The organism is Amycolatopsis sp. cg13 (assembly GCF_041346965.1).
Classification (GTDB): Bacteria; Actinomycetota; Actinomycetes; order Mycobacteriales; family Pseudonocardiaceae; genus Amycolatopsis.
This window is the reverse complement of sequence record NZ_CP166848.1, coordinates 7661375-7679293: the sequence shown is the minus strand read 5'-3', so window position 1 is coordinate 7679293 and position 17919 is coordinate 7661375. Positions and strand designations below refer to the sequence as shown.

16 protein-coding genes are annotated in these 17919 nt (G+C 69.1%); 4 read left to right on the top strand and 12 right to left on the bottom strand.

From position 1 onward, the window contains the following. Positions 1-24 precede the first annotated feature (24 nt). The 8 genes from atpB to AB5I40_RS36015 form a co-directional block, all read right to left on the bottom strand. Positions 25-810: a F0F1 ATP synthase subunit A gene (gene atpB / locus AB5I40_RS36050; RefSeq protein ID WP_370934642.1), complete on the bottom strand. Its 786-nt coding sequence runs from the start codon at positions 808-810 to the stop codon at positions 25-27. 381 nt (positions 811-1191) lie between these two features. After that, a complete protein-coding gene (locus AB5I40_RS36045; protein WP_370934641.1) occupies positions 1192-1683 on the bottom strand; it encodes a hypothetical protein in 492 nt (163 codons plus the stop codon). A gap of 51 nt (positions 1684-1734) precedes the next feature. Then, positions 1735-2892: a glycosyltransferase family 4 protein gene (locus AB5I40_RS36040; RefSeq protein ID WP_370934640.1), complete on the bottom strand. Its 1158-nt coding sequence runs from the start codon at positions 2890-2892 to the stop codon at positions 1735-1737. 91 nt (positions 2893-2983) lie between these two features. Beyond that, the gene (locus AB5I40_RS36035) at positions 2984-3634 is read right to left on the bottom strand and encodes an L-threonylcarbamoyladenylate synthase (RefSeq protein ID WP_354743953.1); all 651 of its coding nucleotides are present in this window, start codon (positions 3632-3634) and stop codon (positions 2984-2986) included. Positions 3635-4099: 465 nt separating this feature from the next. Further along, positions 4100-5305: a hypothetical protein gene (locus AB5I40_RS36030; protein ID WP_370934639.1), complete on the bottom strand. Its 1206-nt coding sequence runs from the start codon at positions 5303-5305 to the stop codon at positions 4100-4102. 125 nt (positions 5306-5430) lie between these two features. Continuing rightward, entirely contained in the window at positions 5431-7587 is a 2157-nt protein-coding gene (locus AB5I40_RS36025) for a M6 family metalloprotease domain-containing protein (RefSeq protein WP_370934638.1), read from the bottom strand. A gap of 268 nt (positions 7588-7855) precedes the next feature. Next, complete coding sequence (gene prmC / locus AB5I40_RS36020) at positions 7856-8722, bottom strand: peptide chain release factor N(5)-glutamine methyltransferase (protein ID WP_344271416.1); 867 nt, start codon at positions 8720-8722, stop codon at positions 7856-7858. Between the two features lie 75 nt (positions 8723-8797). Beyond that, positions 8798-9142: a MerR family transcriptional regulator gene (locus AB5I40_RS36015; RefSeq protein WP_344271414.1), complete on the bottom strand. Its 345-nt coding sequence runs from the start codon at positions 9140-9142 to the stop codon at positions 8798-8800. A gap of 57 nt (positions 9143-9199) precedes the next feature. On the opposite strand from AB5I40_RS36015, the gene AB5I40_RS36010 reads away from it, so the two are divergent. The 3 genes from AB5I40_RS36010 (at position 9200) to AB5I40_RS36000 (ending at position 12233) form a co-directional block, all read left to right on the top strand. Continuing rightward, on the top strand, positions 9200-9937 hold the full coding sequence (locus AB5I40_RS36010) for an alpha/beta fold hydrolase (RefSeq protein WP_370934637.1): 738 nt from the start codon (positions 9200-9202) through the stop codon (positions 9935-9937). Then, positions 9934-10713 carry a TIGR03619 family F420-dependent LLM class oxidoreductase gene (locus tag AB5I40_RS36005; RefSeq protein WP_370934636.1) on the top strand — a complete coding sequence of 260 codons (780 nt, stop codon included), beginning with the start codon at positions 9934-9936 and terminating at the stop codon, positions 10711-10713. Before AB5I40_RS36010 ends, AB5I40_RS36005 begins: the two co-directional genes overlap by 4 nt. Positions 10714-10805: 92 nt before the next feature. Next, positions 10806-12233 (top strand): hypothetical protein, encoded by a 1428-nt coding sequence (locus AB5I40_RS36000; RefSeq protein WP_370934635.1) that lies wholly within the window; start codon positions 10806-10808, stop codon positions 12231-12233. A 3-nt stretch (positions 12234-12236) separates the two neighbouring features. Here AB5I40_RS36000 and prfA read toward each other — a convergent pair whose 3' ends face one another. Both prfA and rpmE read right to left on the bottom strand, forming a co-directional pair. Further along, positions 12237-13307 (bottom strand): peptide chain release factor 1, encoded by a 1071-nt coding sequence (gene prfA, locus AB5I40_RS35995; protein WP_370934634.1) that lies wholly within the window; start codon positions 13305-13307, stop codon positions 12237-12239. A gap of 81 nt (positions 13308-13388) precedes the next feature. Continuing rightward, complete coding sequence (rpmE, locus tag AB5I40_RS35990) at positions 13389-13616, bottom strand: 50S ribosomal protein L31 (RefSeq protein WP_043832086.1); 228 nt, start codon at positions 13614-13616, stop codon at positions 13389-13391. 233 nt (positions 13617-13849) lie between these two features. Here rpmE and AB5I40_RS35985 point away from each other — a divergent pair, with 233 nt between their 5' ends. Beyond that, the gene (locus AB5I40_RS35985; RefSeq protein WP_344271396.1) at positions 13850-14374 is read left to right on the top strand and encodes a CHAP domain-containing protein; all 525 of its coding nucleotides are present in this window, start codon (positions 13850-13852) and stop codon (positions 14372-14374) included. A 161-nt stretch (positions 14375-14535) separates the two neighbouring features. Here AB5I40_RS35985 and rho read toward each other — a convergent pair whose 3' ends face one another. Beyond that, a complete protein-coding gene (gene rho / locus AB5I40_RS35980; protein WP_370934633.1) occupies positions 14536-16566 on the bottom strand; it encodes a transcription termination factor Rho in 2031 nt (676 codons plus the stop codon). A gap of 406 nt (positions 16567-16972) precedes the next feature. Further along, on the bottom strand, positions 16973-17914 hold the full coding sequence (thrB, locus tag AB5I40_RS35975; protein WP_370934632.1) for a homoserine kinase: 942 nt from the start codon (positions 17912-17914) through the stop codon (positions 16973-16975). Positions 17915-17919 lie beyond the last annotated feature (5 nt).

The following is a 17919-nucleotide window of genomic DNA, read 5'->3' as shown; positions in this document are numbered from 1 at the left end:
GCGGATCGGGGTCTTTAGGTGTTCTCAGTGCTCCGACGCCAGCGCGGCGCCGATGTACCCCGCGGACAGCAGGGCGAAGATGTACGCCTGGAGGCACTGGATGAACGCCTCCAGGAACGTCAGGCCGATGGCGAAGATCCATGCCACCAGCGACACCGGCTTCAGCGCGATGCTCGAGGTCTCGGTCAGCAGGAAGGAACCGCCGAGGGTGAAGACCGCCAGGATCAGGTGTCCCGCGAACATGGCCGCGAAAACACGGATGGCGAGCGTGAGCGGGTTCAGGAAGAACTTTTCCGCGAACTCGATCAGTGCGTACAGCGGGAGCACCGGGCCGGGGACGCCGGCGGGCGCGAGTTCCTTCTTGAAGTACCCGCCGAGCCCGTGCTTCTTGATCCCGACGTAGTGGTACACCGGGTAGACCACGAGCACCGACAACGCGATCGGGAACCCGAACCGCGCCATGGTGGGGAACTGCAGGAACGGGATGACCCCGTAGAGGTTGTTGATCAAGATGAAGGTGAACAACGCGAAGATCACCGGCACGAAGCGCTGGAAGTCTTTCGAGCCGATCTGCTCGCGGGCGATGTTGTTGCGCGCGAAGTCGTAGATGCCCTCGGCCACGAACTGGCCTTTGGTCGGAACGACTTTCAGCTTGCGCGTCGCCAGCAGGAAGTACCCCGCGATGATGATCACCGAGAGCACCACCAGGAGCATCGGCTTCGTGACGAAGCCGAACAACGGCGGCAGCTCAAAGCTTTCGGCGCCAGGGGGCGCGAAGGTCGCACCCTCGGTCAGTACCAGCGCGGCCACTGGGCTCCTCCCGGTTCTCCCGGCCGGCGTTCACTCCGCCGGGGGAATCGTCACGATCTGGACTTAACGTACCCGATACGCATCGGGACGCCGGAGGCGGCGGTACCCACCGTGTACGGAGCCGGCTTGCCGGTCTGCGCACGAGGGATGTCTCGCGTGAACACTGCCCTGCGGTCTACTTCGGACCAGGTGAGAGAGGCGGAACCATCCGGTCGCCACACTGCTGATCGCGGTTCGTCGTCGGGAGTGCGCGGCCGAGCCGCCACCCATGACGCGGACCATACCAGCAGGTCAATCACTGCCGTACAGGCGTACTCCTAACCAGCCGAACGGTCCAGGACCTAGGTCCCGAATCCGGCCGGGACCCTTGTCCCGAATCCGTCAATTCGAGGCGGGAATGATGGTCGGGATACGCGCTTTGCGGAATGTCGCGAACTCCACGGCGGCGGCCACGAGAATGGCGACGATCATCGTGATCCCGAGCGAAAGCGGGTGCAGCACGGTGACGCCCTTGAGCAGAGTGAGCGCGAGGAACAGCAGGATGACCTTCGCCGCGTAACCGCCGAGCGCGATGAGCATCACCAGCGACGGGTCCTGTCCGGCGGATACCTTCATCATGCCCAGTGTGGAGAGCGAGGCGACCATCGCCAGCACGCCGCCGACCAGCGCCCCGAGGAAGCCGTGCAGTCCGTTGAGGACGGTGAAAAGAACAATGCAGACCAGGATGAACGGCGGGGTGAACAGGAGCGAGGCCCGCGTCATCGAACGCGCGAGCTGGCGCACCGGAGCGGCGTGCGGGTTCTCCGGAGCTTTGGCCTGAGCCGCGGCCTGGGACGTCTCGGGCGTCGTCTCGGGCGTCTCGGTGTCGCTCACTGCATTCGCTCCTCGTTCGGTTCGACCCGCCAGTATAGACCGCCCGCCGGGTCAGACGCCGTGGCGGTGCCGGGAACGCAGCCTCGGCACCAGTGAAACGAGCACCGCCATCACCAATGCGGCGCCAATCGCCCAGAACACGACCGGGCTGTCGAAAATCGTGATGGAGACCGCGCCGAAAGAGAGAATTCCGGCCCACAAATAGATCAGCAGCACCGCGCGCCGTTGCGAATGGCCGATTTCCAGCAACCGGTGGTGCAGATGCATTTTGTCGGCGGCGAACGGGCTCTGCCCGCGCCGCGTGCGCCGGACGACGGCCATCACGAGGTCGAGCACCGGCACGAAAAGCACCGCGACGACGACCACCAGCGGGGACAGCAGGGCCAGCGCGTCCGAGGCGGAGAACCGGGTGTAGTTGACTCGTCCGCTCGCCGAGGTGGTGGCTCCGGCGAGCATCAGGCCGATCATCATCGATCCGGAGTCGCCCATGAAAATTTTGGCGGGCTGGAAGTTGTACGGGAGGAAACCAAGACATGCTCCGGCGAGCGCGGCGGCGATGAGCGCGGGCGGGTACGAGCCGAAGTCGCCGCCCGCGTTGTCGAGCAGGCCGAGGGAGAACACGCAGGTGGCCGTCGCGGCGATGAAGCCGAGCCCGCCGGCCAGCCCGTCGAGGCCGTCGACGAAGTTCATCGCGTTGACCATGACGACGACCATGACGACCGTCAGCAGCGCGCCCTGGTTCTTGTCCAGCACCAGCACCGAGCCGATGGAATCGCCGTTTCCGCCCCACGGCACCCAGAACGACACCCACTGCACGCCGAAGATGACGAGGATCCCGGCGCACATGACCTGTCCGGCGAGCTTCGTCCACGCGTCGAGCTCGAACCGGTCGTCCAGGATGCCGATGAGCGAGATGACGCCCGCCGCGAGCAGCACGCCGACCGCGTCGTAGGAGACGTCGAAACCGTGGCTGAGCGCGGGAAGCTGGTGCGCGAGGCCCATCGCCGCGGCGATCCCGAGGTAGATGCCGACGCCGCCCATCCGCGGGATCGGCTTGACGTGCACGTCGCGCGCGCGGGGGTTGGCGATCGCGCCGATCCGGATGGCCACGCGCCGCACGACGCCGGTCAGCAGATAGGTCACCGCGGTCGCGGTCAGCGCGACGAGCAGGTACTCCCGGATCGGGAGAAGTCCTTGGACTACAGGCATGACCGCGTCACGCCCGCCGGGAGGTCGGAGTCACCGCGCCACGCTACCGCGCCCGCGTGCGGCCCCGGTGAACGGCAGTCACTTGCCCGGCTCAGTCCAGCGTCTCCTCGGCGACGCCGATCACCTCGGCGATGGCGGCCTTCGTGACCGCGCCCTCGCGCAGCACCACCGGCTTGTCGCCAGTCAGGTCCACGATGGACGAGGCCACCGCTTCCCCGCTCGACCCGCCGTCGAGGTACACCGACACCGAATCGCCGAGCTGCTCCTGAGCTTCCTCGGCGGTCGAGGCGGGCGGACGGCCGGAGACGTTCGCGCTCGACACCGCCATCGGGCCGACGTCGCGCAGCAGCTCCAGCGCGACCGGGTGCAGCGGCATCCGCAGCATCACCGTGCCGCGCGAATTGCCGAGATTCCACTGCAGACTCGGCGCGTGCGGCAGGACGATCGACAGGTCGCCGGGCCAGAACGCCTCGATGAGCGCGCGCGCCTGCGGCGGAACGCCGAGCACCAGACCGTCCACAGTGGACCAGGAACCGACGAGAACGCCGACCGGCATGTCCGGGCCGCGGTTCTTCGCCCGCAGCAACGCCTGGACGGCGCCGGAGTCGAACGCGTCGGCGCCAATGCCGTACACCGTGTCCGTCGGCAGGACGACCAGCCGGCTCGACCGCACCGCGGCAGCCGCCGCGGACAGGCCTTCGGCTCGGGATTCGCGCTTGCCGCAGTCGTAGACCGCACTCATGACGGGCAGCCTATCCCCCGGCGCGGAGGGGTTCGGAGCGCCCCGAGGCGGGATGGGGCCGGAGTGGCCTGGCTCCGGCGAGGGGGCGGGCTTGGCACGCGGTGCGGAGGTCCGTGAAGGGCTCCTTGAGGGAATCAGATTCCCTCAAGGAGCCCTTCACGGACGGCCGCGGGAGAGGAGGGCTCGGTCCGGTGCGGAGGATCTCGCGCCGCGCGAGCTGGCGTGACTCCGGCAGGGCGATGGCGAAGGGCTCGGGCGAGGGTGTGGGGTCTCCCCAATGCCACATTGGGTGCATCCCACGCACCCAAAGTGGCATTCGGTGCATCCCACGCACCCAATGCCACATTGGGGGCATTTCGTCAGGGACGAGGCGGAGGGCTCGGTCCGGTGCGGGGCGCGGCCGCACCGGACCGGACCGAGCCTGGCCGGGTGGCCACCGGACCCGAGGGGTCAGGTGGCCGAAGGTCAGGCGATCAACTGCTGTAACTGGCCTGCTTTACCGCGAACACGTTCCGGTTCCCCGCCCCCTCCTGGAGCGACCAGAGGAGATCCGCGTCCTTCGGGTCCTCCCAGTACGAGATGCTCTCCCCGCTGCTCACCCAGGCGTGCGTGGCCGGGCCCGCCGTCGGGGTCCAGTAGTAGAGCTGTTTCTGCGCGGAGGAGTTGAACCACCAGCGGCCGTTTGTGCGAGGCGACGCCGTTGAGGTTGTACCAGGGCAGCTGCAGGGCCTGGCTCGCCGTCGTCGAGGCGGCGAACGTCGTCGCTCCCGAGGCGAACGGGAAGCGGATCGCGCGCGGCGGGCGGTTCGGGTAGTCGGTGCAGTCGGCCTTGCAGGTGTACTCGGTCATCACGATCGACTTGCTCACCCGGTCCAGCGAGATGCTCGACCAGGCCAGGTTGGTGCCGGACGTGGTGTGCGCGGCGACCGTGCCGACCTGCGGCAGGACGTAACGGTAGTTGTGCGCGTAGTACTGGCCGCCGGAAAGGCCGATCTGATCCGCCGTGCCGCCGGAGTTGACCTCGAGGATCTTGCGCATGTCGAAGACCCGCATGCCGCCGCCGGTGTCGGCGACGTACAGGTAGTCGCCGTACCAAGAGACGCCGCCGGCGTGGATCGGGATGTCCTTGTAGTTCGGCGAAGCGGTGGTACCGGTCGGTTCGACGAGCAGGATCTTGCGGTACTTGTTCGGGTACGTCGCGTCCCAGTCGGCGAGCGTGATCCGGCTGCGGACCTGTTTGCCGCCGCATTTGTCGCGCGTGTACCAGCTCACCGCGACGAGCTGGTGGCCGTCGTAGTTGCCGCCGTTGTCGCCGCCGACCGCGTCGCGGCTGGTGGTGATGCCCTGCGGGTAGTTGGTGCAGTCGGTGTTGTCGCCGTCGTCGAAGCGGAATCCGCCGGTGAGCCCGGCTGGGTTGAAGGTCGACGGAAGCGGTTGACGGTCGTGGTTCGCGTTGTCCATGACGGTGTGCACCGGCACGGTGTGCAGCTTCGACGCGAGACCGGAGTAGGCCGCGTCGTACTTGTGGTAATCCGAGGTCAGGGTGTATTGGCTGGCGGGCAGCGTGGTCGGTCCGGCGGCGGCGGACGCACCCGTCGCGCTCGCGGTCAATGCCGTGGCGGCGATGAGCGCCGCGCCGCATCCGGCGGTGATTCGGTGACGTTTGAACATGACTCCCCCAGAAGTCTTATCGTTGCGCCGCCCCAAGGTAGGGGGTGGCGTTGCGGCGGGGCAAGCAGTTGCCGCCCAGCCGAAAGGTGCCATCCGCCGGGTGGACGGATGGCACCTTTCGTTGCTCAGAATCCGATCGCGGTGCAGGCGGTCGTCGTTGACTTCGACGGGTCGGCGATCGATGTGGCGGTGAGCCGCACACGAGCGGTGTGCGGTGCGTCCGCCGAGCGTTTCGCGTACGCCTGGATTTGCGTCGAGCTGCCGAACTTGGCGGTGGCCAGGGCGTTCGGGAGCCGGACTTCCCAGCCGCGAGTATCCGTGGACGCGGTCAGCCGGTAGGTGTCCTGGTCATACGGTGCTGCCGCGCCGCGTGCCGAACCCTGGTTCGACAGGCGGAAGTCGCAGGTAGCCAGGCCGCCGCGGGTGAACGCGGGCAGCGCGGGCCACAGCCACGCGCCCCGCGCCTGCGGTCCGGCGCCGTCGAGCGACGCGACGGTGACCGTGTACGACAGGACGCCGCGGCTGTCCCGGTCGAGGTCGGTGACGAGGAACCGCAACCGGTTGGCCTCGTCGGTGTACTCGTAGCCGCTGGTCGCGCCGGTGCCCGCCTTGAACGTGGCGTCGTTGAGCTGCCGGTAATCGCCGACGGTGATCTTGACCGGCGTGCCGTCCGGGCGAACGTAGTCGGTCAGGCCGATGTCCTGCGGGTTCGCGTCCACGATCCATTCGAACGGCGCGGCGTCCTTGGCTTTGGTCTTGGCCAGGAGGACGCCGGAGTCGGGCGCGAACGAGTCCGAACCCATCCGGTCGACGACCTCGAGGCTGTAATGGTCGTAGCCGCCGCCGTCGCACTTCGGGTCCTTCGTCGGATCGCACTTGGGTGAACGGTCACCGCCGGTGAGCGCGATCGTGACGCCCGCATACGCGCCGGTCGCGGGCTCCGCTTCCCGAGCAGTCACGCGAGCGGTGACGGGACCGGTCGTGGCGAGTTGGTTCCGGTCAAGGCTCAAAACAGCTTTCGGATCGACGATGCCGAGCTTGAGCTTGTTGCGCAGCATGTGGTGCGCGCCCATCGAACCGCCTTCGGTGGCTGGGATCTGCCAGCGCGTGTGCGGGCCGCCGGGACCGTTGAAACTGCCGCGCGACAACATTTCCCACGGCCCGGTGTACGAACGCCGGGGCGGATTGCCGAACGGGTTGTTGTAGTTGTCGCCGATGCCGAGGATGTGGCTGAACTCGTGCGCGAACACGCCCTGGCCGGAGCTTTCGGCCTGGGTCGAGGATCCGTTGGCCGCGTTGGGCCAGATGGTCGACGCCGAGGCCCACGACGTCCACGGCACGTAGCGCGTGTGCGCCCAGTTCTGGTCGCCGGGTTTGCTGCCCGGCGGACCGAATTCGGCGGGCACGTTCTCCTTCGTGCCGAACTTCATCTCGCCGAATTCCTGCCACGTCGAGCTTTCGTCCTGGCCCGCGGAGAGGAAGAAGATGAAGTCGAACTGGTCGGCCACCGGACCGACGTCGGCGCGCCACGCGTCGCCCGCGTCTTTGCGCAGGTCCCGGGTGCAGTCGGCGTTCGCCGGACAGTCCTCCGGCTGCATTTCCATGCCGTACTCGAAGGACTTGCCGGGCATCCGGTAGGGGCCGAACGCGGTGAGGTCGACGCCGAACCGGCCGCCGGAGTCCTCCATCCAGTACTCGTTGATGGTGTGGCCGTGGTTCAGGGTTTCGGGCTTGTTGAGGAAATCCTGGTAATGCTGCGCGACTTTCTCGCGCGGCAGGTTGCTCGCAGACGGAGACGGATTGCCGAAGACGGTCGAATGCGGCGCTTTCGTGACGACGAAATCCGCGTCCGGGTAGTCGGCCAGCACGACGGCGCCCTTGAACTTGCGCACGGTCGGTTTGAGCGACGGGTCGGCCCAGTTGGTGCCGGGCACGTGGCGGTAGTCCTGCCAGGTCATGCTCGCCTGGTCGGCCCAGTGCGCGGAATCCAGCGGCGCGGGCCAGCCCTGGGTGAGCGGATCGGCCGCAGCGGTCCCGGCGAGCAGCGCGGGCGCCAGCGCGGCGATCGCGACGACTGCGGCGAGGCGACCGCGGGTGGTCCGGGCATGGGTGGTCCGGGCGCGGGCGGTGCCGAGGCGGCTGGCCCCGGCGCGAGTGGCCCGGGTGGCGCCGAGGCGCGTTGCCCCAACGCTGGTCGCATCGAGGCGGGTTGCCCCGGCGCGAGTGGGCCCGACGCGAGCTGTCCGGGTGCGGTGATTCCGGCGGGGTAAGGGGGATCTCATCCTCGCTCCTCACTTCTCCGCCGGTCCGCCCGGCGGTCCCGGAGCCGACGCTAACGGTGATCGTTAGGCGAGCGAACGAAATCCACCCCGCTGCCGCACGACGAAAGTCGGGCAAGACAGCGGCAAAGGTGCGAATGGCGCAGCGCCACCGGCTGGGCAGCGCCGCGTGAAGTCCGTGAGGGGAACCCTCATTGACTCTGATTCCCTCAGGGTTCCCTTCACGACCCGCTGTGGCCCGCGAGGGTGACCCTCCGAGAACGGCGCGGCCTCAGCCCAGGCGACGGGCGGTGACGAAGCGAGCGCGGCCGGTGTAGTCCGGGTGGTCCTCAACCCCGGTCAGCACCCGGCGCGCCCGCACCAAAGCCGGGACCGCCGACCCGTGCGTGTCGTCGTGTTCGATCGCCAGGCCGCCGCCAGGGCGCAGCAGCCGCGCGCCGGCCGCGATCGCGTGCCGGATTACCGCCAGGCCGCTTTCCTCAGCGAAGACCGCGCGCGCAGGGTCGTGTTCGCCGACTTCCGGCGGAACGGGCGTGCCCTCCGGCACATACGGCGGGTTGCAGAGCACCAAGTCCACGAGACCGTCGAGTTCGGCGAACATCGTCGGGTCCGCGATGTCGCCGGAGTACAGCCGGATCGGCGTGTTGCCTGCCGCGGTGTGGACATCGGCGTTGTGCCGCGCCCAGGCGAGCGCCTGGGGGTCGACGTCGACCGCGTAGACCACCGCGTCCGGGCGTTCGTGTGCCAGCGCCAAGGCCAGCGCGCCGGAGCCGGTGCACAGGTCGACCACCACCGGGTATTCGCGGCCCTGCAGGAACTTCACGCCCCATTCGAGCAACAACTCAGTCTCCGGGCGAGGGACGAACACGCCCGCGCCGACATTCACGGTGATGTTGCCGAGCGCGGCCCATCCCGTCAGATACTGCAGCGGGATCCGCTTGGCGCGCTGCGCGACCAGCTGCCCGATCGCGTCGATCACCGGCGGGTCGACCAGCGGCACCATCGGCAGCCTGCCCCGTTCGACGCCGAGCACGTGCGCGGCGATGAGATCCGCGTCCGACCGCGGCGATTCCACGCCCGCCTCGGTGAGGATCCGGGTGGCCTCCATGATGGCCAGGCGCAGCGGCTGCCGATTCACTGGTCGTCCTTCACTCGTCGAAGCTGCCCCCAACGGGGGTGCTGCTCAGCGTATCGACCCCCGCCCGCGCGGGCCTCACGCCTGGCCGAGATACCCGGACAGGACTTCGCGCCGCTGGGCGAGATCCCCGATCCGGCGTTCCACTTCGGCCAGTTCCCCGCGCAGCCTGCGGACCAGGTCGGGGCACAGGTCCAGGTGCGCGGCGGGACCGATCGCGCAGTCGAGCATCTGGGCGATCATCTCCGTGGTCAGGCCCGCGGCCAGCAGTTTCCGGATCTGGCACACCCGGACGACGGCCTCCTCGCCGTACACCCGGTAGCCGCTCGTGTTGCGCGCCGAGTCCAGCAGCCCCTGTTCGCCGTAGTAGCGCAGCAGCCGCGGCGCGACGCCGGTGCGCTGCGCGAGTTCGCCGATCAGCATCCGATTCTCCCCCGCGTTCTGGCCTTCACACTGGTGTCAATCCTTAACGTCGCGACCATGACAGAACATTTCGCGCCTCTCGTTCTCGGAGCAGGTCCCGGCCTGCTGCTCGCGCACGGCGCGGGCGGCGGCGTACGCGCCAACTTCGGTCCGCTGCTGGACGATCTCGCCCGTACGCACACCGTGGTCGGGGCCGATTACCCCGCTGCGGGCGGCACGCTCGACGAACTCGCCGACGGCCTAGTCGCGGCTGCCGTTGAAGCCGGTGTCGAGAAATTCACCGTGCTCGGCTACTCACTCGGCACGGCTGTCGCGGTCCGGGCGGCCACCCGGCATCCCGATCGCGTGACCGGACTCATCCTCACCGCCGGTCTCGCCCGGCCGGACGCGCGGATGGAACTGGCGCTGGACCTGTGGGCAGAGCTGTTGCAAGGGGACCGCACCCTGCTCGCCAAGTACCTGATGCTGACCGCCGTGAGCGAGCGGTTCCTCGCCACGCTGACGCCGGAGCAGCTCACCGCGGCCGTCGCCGGGCTTGCCGAATCGGTGCCTGCGGGCACAGCGAAGCAGGTCGAACTGGTGCGATCCGTCGACACCCGGGCGGAACTGGCGACGATCGCGGTCCCGACGCTGGTGATCGCCACGACGCTGGACGCCCTCGTACCGCCGAGGCATTCGCGCGAACTGGCCGACGGCATTCCCGGCGCGGAGCTGGTCGAGATCGAGTCCGGGCACGGCATCACCGACGAAGCGCCAAACGCCTGGCTCACCGCGATCCGGAAGGTGCTGCGATGAGCCGCCAGGTCGTCCTCCCGAACGAAGCGCCGGACCTGACCCCGCAGCGCCTCGCCGACCTCGCCCGGCTGGCCGAGGAGCTGGGCTACGAATCCGTCTGGCTGCCCGACCACGTGCTGCCGCCGGAACCGTTCGGCGAAGTCTTCGGCGGGGTGTACGAGCCGCTGGCGACCCTCGCCTACCTGGCCGCGGCGACCGAACGTGTGCAGTTGGGCACGTCCGTGGTGATCGCGCCGCTGCGTGAGCCGTATCTGCTGGCCAAGCAGGCCGCGACGATCGACCGGCTGTCCGGGCACCGGCTGATTCTGGGCGTCGGCGCGGGATGGAACGAGCCGGAGTTCGCGGAGATCGGCGCGGACTTCTCCCGGCGCGGGGCGACGCTGGACGACACGCTTTCGCTGCTGGACCAGCTGTTCACCACCGGACGCGGCCGCGCTGGCGGGTATTTCGAACCTCGGCCGGCGGGGCGGATTCCGATCCTGGTCGGCGGGAACTCGACGGTCGCGCTGCGCCGGGCAGTCCGGGCCGGGGACCAGTGGCTCAGCGCGGGACTCTCGCCGGCGGCTTTCGCGGAACGAGTCGCGACGCTGGATCGGCTCGATCCTGAGCGGCGCGTGCGGCGGATCGCCCGGCAGCAGTTCAGCGAGGACCTGAGCGCGGCCGTCGAGACCTACCGTGCGTATCGCGCGGCGGGTGCGGACGCGGTGGCTGTGCACTTCGGGGGTGATGAGGGATACGAGGAGCGGATGAGGGCGTTTGCGGAGGTGACGTCGTGAGTGTTTATCCCGGTTAGAACCGCGATAGACGCGCACGAGGCCCGACGCCCCGCCCCCTCGCCCCTGCCGCGGTCCCCTCTAGACTTCGCCCGGTGAAATCCAGGGATCTGCGCTTCGGCCTCGGGGTATTCGTCGCCTCGCTCGGACTGTTGCTGCTGCGGTTCCTGGTGCCCCGCCCGGTCGGCATGGCCGACAACGGCGACGGCTGGCGGCTGCTGTGCCAGCTCGGCGGGCGGCAGCTGGACCGGCCGTCGGAGGGGTTCGTCCGGTTCAGTTACGGGTCCGCGCCGCCGTGCGATTCCGCGTACGTCTCGAGCCAGGCCTGGCTCGACTGGGCGGCGGGCAAAATCGGCGCGCTGTTCGGTGCGTCCGGCGTGCTGAATCTGCTGGTGCTCGGCGTGCTCACCTGCGTGCTGGTCGCCGGCGCGATCACCGTCACGGTGCTCGGCCTCGACCTGAACCGGCGAAACCGGCTGATCGCCACGGTGTTGCTGCTGCTCGTGATGGGCGACTCGGCGTTCTTCGGCTACTTCGCGTCGGTGCTCAGCGAAGGCGCGGCGTTCCTCGGCATCCTGCTGATCTGCGGCGGCCTGTTCCTGTTGCACCGCCCCGGAAACCTGCGCTGGGCGGGTGCCGTGGTGACTGTCCTCGGTGGACTCGTCGGGATCAACGCCAAATCGCAAACTTTGTTGCTCATCCCGCTTTTCGCGCTCGCGCTGCTGCTGACCCGCCCGTCCGGCGCGCGCGGGCGGGAACGCTGGGTGCTGCCGCTGGCGGTGCTCGCGATCGTGGGCGCGGGCACTCTCGCGATCCAGTCCCAGGGCGATCCGGCCAACGCGGAATACCGCGAGGCCAACATGTACCACGCGATCTTCGACTCCATTGTGGACGGAAAGCACGACACGAAGGCCGACCTCGCCGCGCTCGGGCTGCCGGAATCGTTCGAACAGTACGTCGGCACCGGCTGGTGGGGCGAGCGCGCGGCCTGGCACGACCCGCTTTACCCGCAGTACAAGGACAAAATCAGCCGCCGCAACGTGCTGCACTACTACGCGACGCACCCTGGCCGGACAGCCGAAATCCTGCAGCAGGGCGGCGTCGACGCCCTCACCGCGCGCCCGGCGAACCTCGGCAGCTTCGGCGAACTGTCCGGACAGCCGCGGCTGGCGAAGGAATATCGGGTTCCGGTGTTCTCCGGGCTCGCCGCGCTGATCGCGCCGCTCGGATTGTTCGCACTGGTGCCGATTTGGGTGCTCATCGGCTGGGCCGGGGTGCGCGCGTTCCGCCGAGGTCGGCGTGAGTACGGGATTGTGGCGTTCCTGCTGGTGTTCTTCGCGGCGGGACAGCTGGGATTGTCTGCGCTGGGCGAAGGCATCGAGGGCGTGAAGCACCAGCTGCTGACGCTCTTCCCGACTGTGCTGGCTGTGGTGTTCGCTGTCCTCAGTCTGTTGCCCCGCAAGGAAAGCGCGCCGGAGCACACTGAGGACCCGAGCGCCGAGGAAATCCCGGCTGCGGTTTAGGAATCAGCCCGCCTGCGAGGCGAGCCGCTCCTCCCGATCGGCGGTGGCCAGCGCGTCCAGCACACCGTCCAGCTCGCCGTCCAGAACCTGATCCAGGTTGTACGCCTTGTAATTCACCCGGTGGTCCGAAATCCGGTTCTCCGGGAAGTTGTACGTCCGCACCCGCTCCGAGCGGTCCACCGTCCGCACCTGCGAACGACGCGCGTCCGACGCCTTCGCCGCCGCCTCTTCTTCGGCGACCTGCTGAAGACGCGCCTGCAGTACCTGCAGCGCACGCGCGCGGTTCTGGATTTGCGACTTCTCGTTCTGGCACGACACGACGATCCCGGTCGGCAGGTGCGTGATCCGCACGGCCGAGTCGGTGGTGTTCACGCTCTGCCCGCCGGGGCCCGAGGAGCGGAATACGTCGATGCGGAGGTCGTTCGGGTCGATTTCGACCTCGACCTCTTCCGGTTCCGGATAAATCAGCACGCCGGACGCGGACGTGTGGATGCGGCCCTGCGATTCGGTGGCCGGCACGCGCTGCACGCGGTGCACGCCGCCCTCGAATTTCAGCCTCGCCCACACGCCTTCGACGTCCGCGGTCTTGCTCTTGAGCGACAGCGTGACGTCCTTGTAGCCGCCCAGGTCCGACTCCGTCGAGTCGAGCACCTCGGCCTTCCAGTTGTGCCGTTCGGCGTAGCGCAGGTACATCCGCAGCAGGTCGCCGGCGAACAGCGCGGATTCCTCGCCGCCTTCGCCGGACTTGATTTCCATGACGACGTCGGAGCCGTCGTACGGGTCGCGCGGCAGGAGAAGTTCGGTGAGTTTCGCTTCGAGCTGCGGGATTTTCGCCGCCAGCTCGTCGGCCTCGGCGGCGAACGCCGCGTCCTCGGCCGCGAGTTCCTTGGCCGCGGAAAGATCGTCGCGGGTCTGGTCCAGCTCGCGCACCGCGCGCACGACCGGGCTCAGCTCGGCGTAGCGGCGGCCCAGTTTGCGGGCCCGGGCCTGGTCCGCGTGCACCGCGGGGTCGGCGAGCTGCTGTTCCAGCTGCGCGTGCTCGTCGAGCAGCCCCTTGAGCGAACTCGAATCCACTTCGCCGTCTCCCTCTCGCGAACAAGCCCGGACAGAACAACGGCGCCCACCCGGGCGTGCGGGTGGGCGCCGTCGGACAAGCTACTTGGCGTCGGTCTTCTGCTGACGCTTGCCGTAGCGCTTCTCGAACCGGGCAACCCGGCCACCGGTGTCCATGATCTTCTGCTTGCCGGTGTAGAAGGGGTGGCAGTTCGAGCAGATCTCGACGTGGATCTGACCCGACTCCTTCGTGCTGCGGGTGACGAAGTTGTTCCCGCAGTTGCACGTGACGGTCGTGGTCACGTATTCGGGGTGAATACCGCTCTTCATGGTGTCCTCTCTCGTTGGCCCCGGGTCCCCAGTGCGGGGTGAACCGGTGCCGGACTTCAGCGGGTCATTCTGCCAGACGTGCTGGCACGGGCTACAACACACCCCGGTGACCAGGTATTCCGCCGCCGCACGCGACGGTGGGTAGTGAAGGACATTCGCATTGTACGGATTTTGTACCTGATGGCGTGAAGCTGGCCGAGTTCGTGAATCGCTCACTTACTGGAGGTCCGGACATGCGCACGACCGACCTGCTCACCCGGCTCGCGAAGCCGGCCGCCGTGCTGGCACTGGCCGCTTCCGCCGCGGTCTTCGCGCCTGCCGCGAACGCCGCCGACGGGATCACCGCGGCGGATGTGAATCCCGCCGCCGGCACGTTCTCGGAGGTGTCCGAGGCGAATCTGACCGGCGCCGCGGACGGGACTCCGGCCGGGGCCGTCGCTTGGTACAAGGCGCACGCCGGAAGCACCGGGTGGGAGCACTACTGCGAGAAGGCCGCCGAGAATTCCTACGGCACCACCGGGGTTTGGGCCTCTGCCAACGCGCATTGGAACGGGGCCAGCCCGAAGCACACCAGCGGCAAGCCGCCCGCCGGTTCGTTCGTGTACTGGAACATCAGCGCCTACGGCCACGTCGGCATCGCGGACGGCAACGGCGGGTTCTACGCCACCAGCGTCGGCGGCAAGATCGGCCACGGCAGCTCCACGAGCTACTTCAACAACTACCGCGGCTGGACCCCGGCCGCCGTCCCCCGCCACTGAGTTTTCTCCCCGCACCACCTCCCCGGTGCGGGGAGAAACGTCCGTGAAGGACTCCTTGGGGGAATCTGATTCCCTCGAGGAGTCCTTCACGGACCTCCACAACGCACACCGGCCCGCCCCCGAAAGCCTTGGGGGCGGGCCGGTGTGCGTTCAGGCGAGACTCAGTCGTCGTCTCCGCCGCCGAGCGCGGTCTTCGAGACCTGCATCAGGAATTCGATGTTGGTCTTCGTCTTGCGCAGGCGCGAGATCAGCAGGTCGATGGCCTGCTGCGAGTCCAGCGCGTGCAGCACGCGGTGCAGCTTGTGCGTGACCGCCAGCTCGTCCGGCGAGAGCAGCAGCTCTTCCTTGCGGGTGCCGGACGGGTTGACGTCGACCGCCGGGAACACGCGGCGCTCGGAGATCTTGCGGTCCAGCTTGAGCTCCGCGTTGCCGGTGCCCTTGAACTCCTCGAAGATCACCGTGTCCATCGTGGACCCGGTCTCCACCATCGCGGTCGCGAAGATGGTGAGCGAGCCGCCGTTCTCGATGTTGCGCGCGGCGCCGAGGAAACGCTTCGGCGGGTACAGCGCGGTCGAGTCGACACCACCGGACAGGATCCGGCCCGACGCGGGCGCGGCCAGGTTGTAGGCCCGGCCGAGACGGGTGATCGAGTCGAGCAGGACGACCACGTCGTGACCCATTTCGACCAGGCGCTTGGCCCGTTCGATGGACAGCTCGGCGACCGAGGTGTGGTCGGACGGCGGGCGGTCGAAGGTGGAGGCGATGACCTCGCCCTTCACCGACCGCTGCATGTCGGTGACCTCTTCCGGGCGCTCGTCGACCAGCACGACCATGAGGTGGGCCTCAGGGTTGTTCGTGGTGATCGCGTTCGCGATGTCCTGCATGATCGTGGTCTTACCGGCCTTGGGCGGGGACACGATCAGCGCTCGCTGGCCCTTGCCGACCGGCATGATCAGGTCGATCACACGGGTGGTGAGCTTGTGCGGCTCGGTCTCGAGGCGCAGCCGCTCGTTCGGGTACAGCGGGGTCAGCTTGGTGAAGTCGGGACGGCGCTTGGCCTCGTCCGGCTCCAGGCCGTTGATCGAGTCGACGCGCACCAGCGGGTTGAACTTCTGCCGCTGCTGCTCGCCCTCGCGCGGCTGGCGCACGACACCGGTGATCGCGTCGCCGCGGCGCAGGCCGAACTTGCGGACCAGCGACAGCGACACGTACACGTCGTTCGGCCCGGCGAGGTAGCCCGAGGTGCGCACGAACGCGTAGTTGTCGAGCACGTCCAGGATGCCGGCGACCGGCAGCAGGACGTCGTCCTCGCGGATCTCGGTGTCCGGCGCGCCGCCCTCGCGCTGGCCGCCACCGCTGCCCCGGCGGCGACGGTCGCGGAAGCGACGGCCGCGGCGGCCGCCTTCCTCGTCGTCGTCCTGCGGGCCGTTGTTCCGGTTGTCGCGGTTGTCCTGCTGGTTCCGCTGCCGGTTGTCGCGGTCCTGCCGGTTGTCCTGACCGCCGCGGTTGTCGCGGTTGTCCTGCCGGTTGTCGCCGCCGCGATTGTCGCGGTTGTTCTCCCGGTTGTCGCGGCCGCCGTTGTCCCGGCTGTCGCGGTTGTCCCGGTTGTTGTCGCGGTTGCCGCCCTGGCGGTCGCCGCGCTGGCCGTCGCCCCGGTTCGCGCCGCCGCGACGACGGCGGTTGCGGCCGCCTTCCTCGGACTGGCCGTCGGACTGCTGGCCCTCGGAACGGTCGTGGCGCTCCGGGCGCTCCTGCGCGGCGGGCTTGCCGTCCTGCGCGGTCTCCGCCTTCGGGGCCTCGGCCTTGGGAGCCTCCGCCTGCACCGGCTCGGCCTTCGGCTCCGCCTGGGGAGCGTCCGCCTTCGGCGCGTCGGCCTTGGCCCGGCGGGCGGGCTTCTCGGCCTTCTCCGCCTTGACCGGCTCGCCGACGCCGTCGAGCGGCAGCGTCTCGGCCGTCGCGGCGGCGCGCTTCTTGCTCTTGCCCTGGCGCTCGCGGATCGCGGCGATCAGGTCCCCCTTGCGCATGCCGGTGGTCTCGCCCACACCCAGTTCGCCCGCCAGCTGGCGGAGCTCGGCGATGACCATTCCGGACAGGCCCCCGGTGCGGCGCTTCGGAGCGGCCGCGGCCCCATTGGTCTCAGCGGCCGCGGCGGGGGTCTCCACGTCGCCGCTCAACAGATCGGTGTTGCTCACACATGTCCTTCCTGACCGATCCACGTTCCAGGTGGATCAGCGGACTGCCGCCGGTAGCGAGACGGCTTCTGCCTCCGATGCGGACGGCTCGCGCCCAGCCGTGCGAGACACAGCGAAGCGCCGCCAGCACAGGGTGTTTGCCCCCTCCGGACGGAGAAAGCGGAATTCGGCACCGCCGGAACCGGAAACCCGCCTGCGTCCCTCCGCCTCCCGCGTGCCGGGCGGTGCGGAATCGGCGGATCGACGAAGGATGCGGACCGGAGCCGCCGCTAGGGGCGAACAGGCCCGGCATCGGGTGCGGAAACGCACGGTGATCGAACGCCCCCGAGGGTAGACCGCGCCCTGTCCGGGTGCAACAACCACCCCCCGCGTGGCGCACGCTGCCGTCCAGCCTGTGACCAGGTCGTCACCTGGCCACAACCTGCACTCCATCGCGGTCCACGGGCAATTCGGCGACGTCGAACCCCGTAACGTCCACGCCCGCCGGGAGTATTCCCGTCAGCGTGAGAGCGAGCACAGTCGGACCGGCCCCGGAGATGGTCGCGGGAACGCCGTGGGCACGCAGCGTGCGCACCAATTCGGTGCTCGCCGGGTACGCCTCGGCGCGGTAATCCTGGTGCAACCGGTCCTCGGTCGCGGCCATCAGCAGTTCCGGCCGCTCGGTGACGGCCAGCACGGCGAGCGCCGCCCGTCCCGCGCTGTGCGCCGCGTCGGCGTGCGGGACCTGGGGCGGAAGCAGGCCGCGCGTCGTGTTGGTGGACGACTTCTCCGCGGGCACCGCGACTACCGGCCGGATCGCCGCGTTCGGCTCCACGCGTTCGGCGCGGAACCGGCCGTTTTCGGACCACGCCACCACGAGCCCGCCGAACAGGCTCGCCGCCGCGTTGTCCGCGTGGCCCTCGAACTCGGCTGCGAGCTGGAGCGCGTCGGCGTCGAGCGGACGCTCCGCCAGCGCGTAGCCCAGCGCCACGCCGGTCACCACCGCGGCCGCCGACGACCCGAGGCCGCGCGCGTGCGGAATGCTGTTGTGGCAACGAAGGTGCAGACCGGGCGGCCGGACGTCCAGGTGCTCGCAGGCCCGCCGGAGCGCGCGGACCACCAGGTGGGACTCGTCGGTCGGCACGTCCTCGACGCCGCCCGCGCCCGCGTCGAGGACTTCGATCTTCAGGCCGCCCTCGGTGACCTGCAGTTCGACCACGTCGTAGCGGGCCAGGGCGAGGCCGAGCGCGTCGAATCCCGGGCCGAGGTTGGCGCTCGACGCCGGGACCGTCGCGCGGAACCCGCTCAGCGCCGTCACGACCGCGCCCCAATGTGGCGTTCGGTGCGTGAGATCGCCCCAATGTGGCATTGGGT

Bases quoted from the DNA above. Each gene is read 5' to 3' on its own strand.
- AB5I40_RS36040 (WP_370934640.1), bottom strand. From the start codon at position 2,892: ATGCCTGTAGTCCAAGGACTTCTCCCGATCCGGGAGTACCTGCTCGTC.
- AB5I40_RS36015 (WP_344271414.1), bottom strand. From the start codon at position 9,142: ATGCTGATCGGCGAACTCGCGCAGCGCACCGGCGTCGCGCCGCGGCTG.
- rpmE (WP_043832086.1), bottom strand. From the start codon at position 13,616: ATGAAGAGCGGTATTCACCCCGAATACGTGACCACGACCGTCACGTGC.
- AB5I40_RS36005 (WP_370934636.1), top strand. From the start codon at position 9,934: ATGAGCCGCCAGGTCGTCCTCCCGAACGAAGCGCCGGACCTGACCCCG.
- AB5I40_RS36035 (WP_354743953.1), bottom strand. From the start codon at position 3,634: ATGAGTGCGGTCTACGACTGCGGCAAGCGCGAATCCCGAGCCGAAGGC.
- AB5I40_RS36025 (WP_370934638.1), bottom strand. From the start codon at position 7,587: ATGAGATCCCCCTTACCCCGCCGGAATCACCGCACCCGGACAGCTCGC.
- AB5I40_RS36010 (WP_370934637.1), top strand. From the start codon at position 9,200: ATGACAGAACATTTCGCGCCTCTCGTTCTCGGAGCAGGTCCCGGCCTG.
- thrB (WP_370934632.1), bottom strand. From the start codon at position 17,914: ATGCCACATTGGGGCGATCTCACGCACCGAACGCCACATTGGGGCGCG.
- AB5I40_RS35985 (WP_344271396.1), top strand. From the start codon at position 13,850: ATGCGCACGACCGACCTGCTCACCCGGCTCGCGAAGCCGGCCGCCGTG.
- AB5I40_RS36030 (WP_370934639.1), bottom strand. From the start codon at position 5,305: ATGTTCAAACGTCACCGAATCACCGCCGGATGCGGCGCGGCGCTCATC.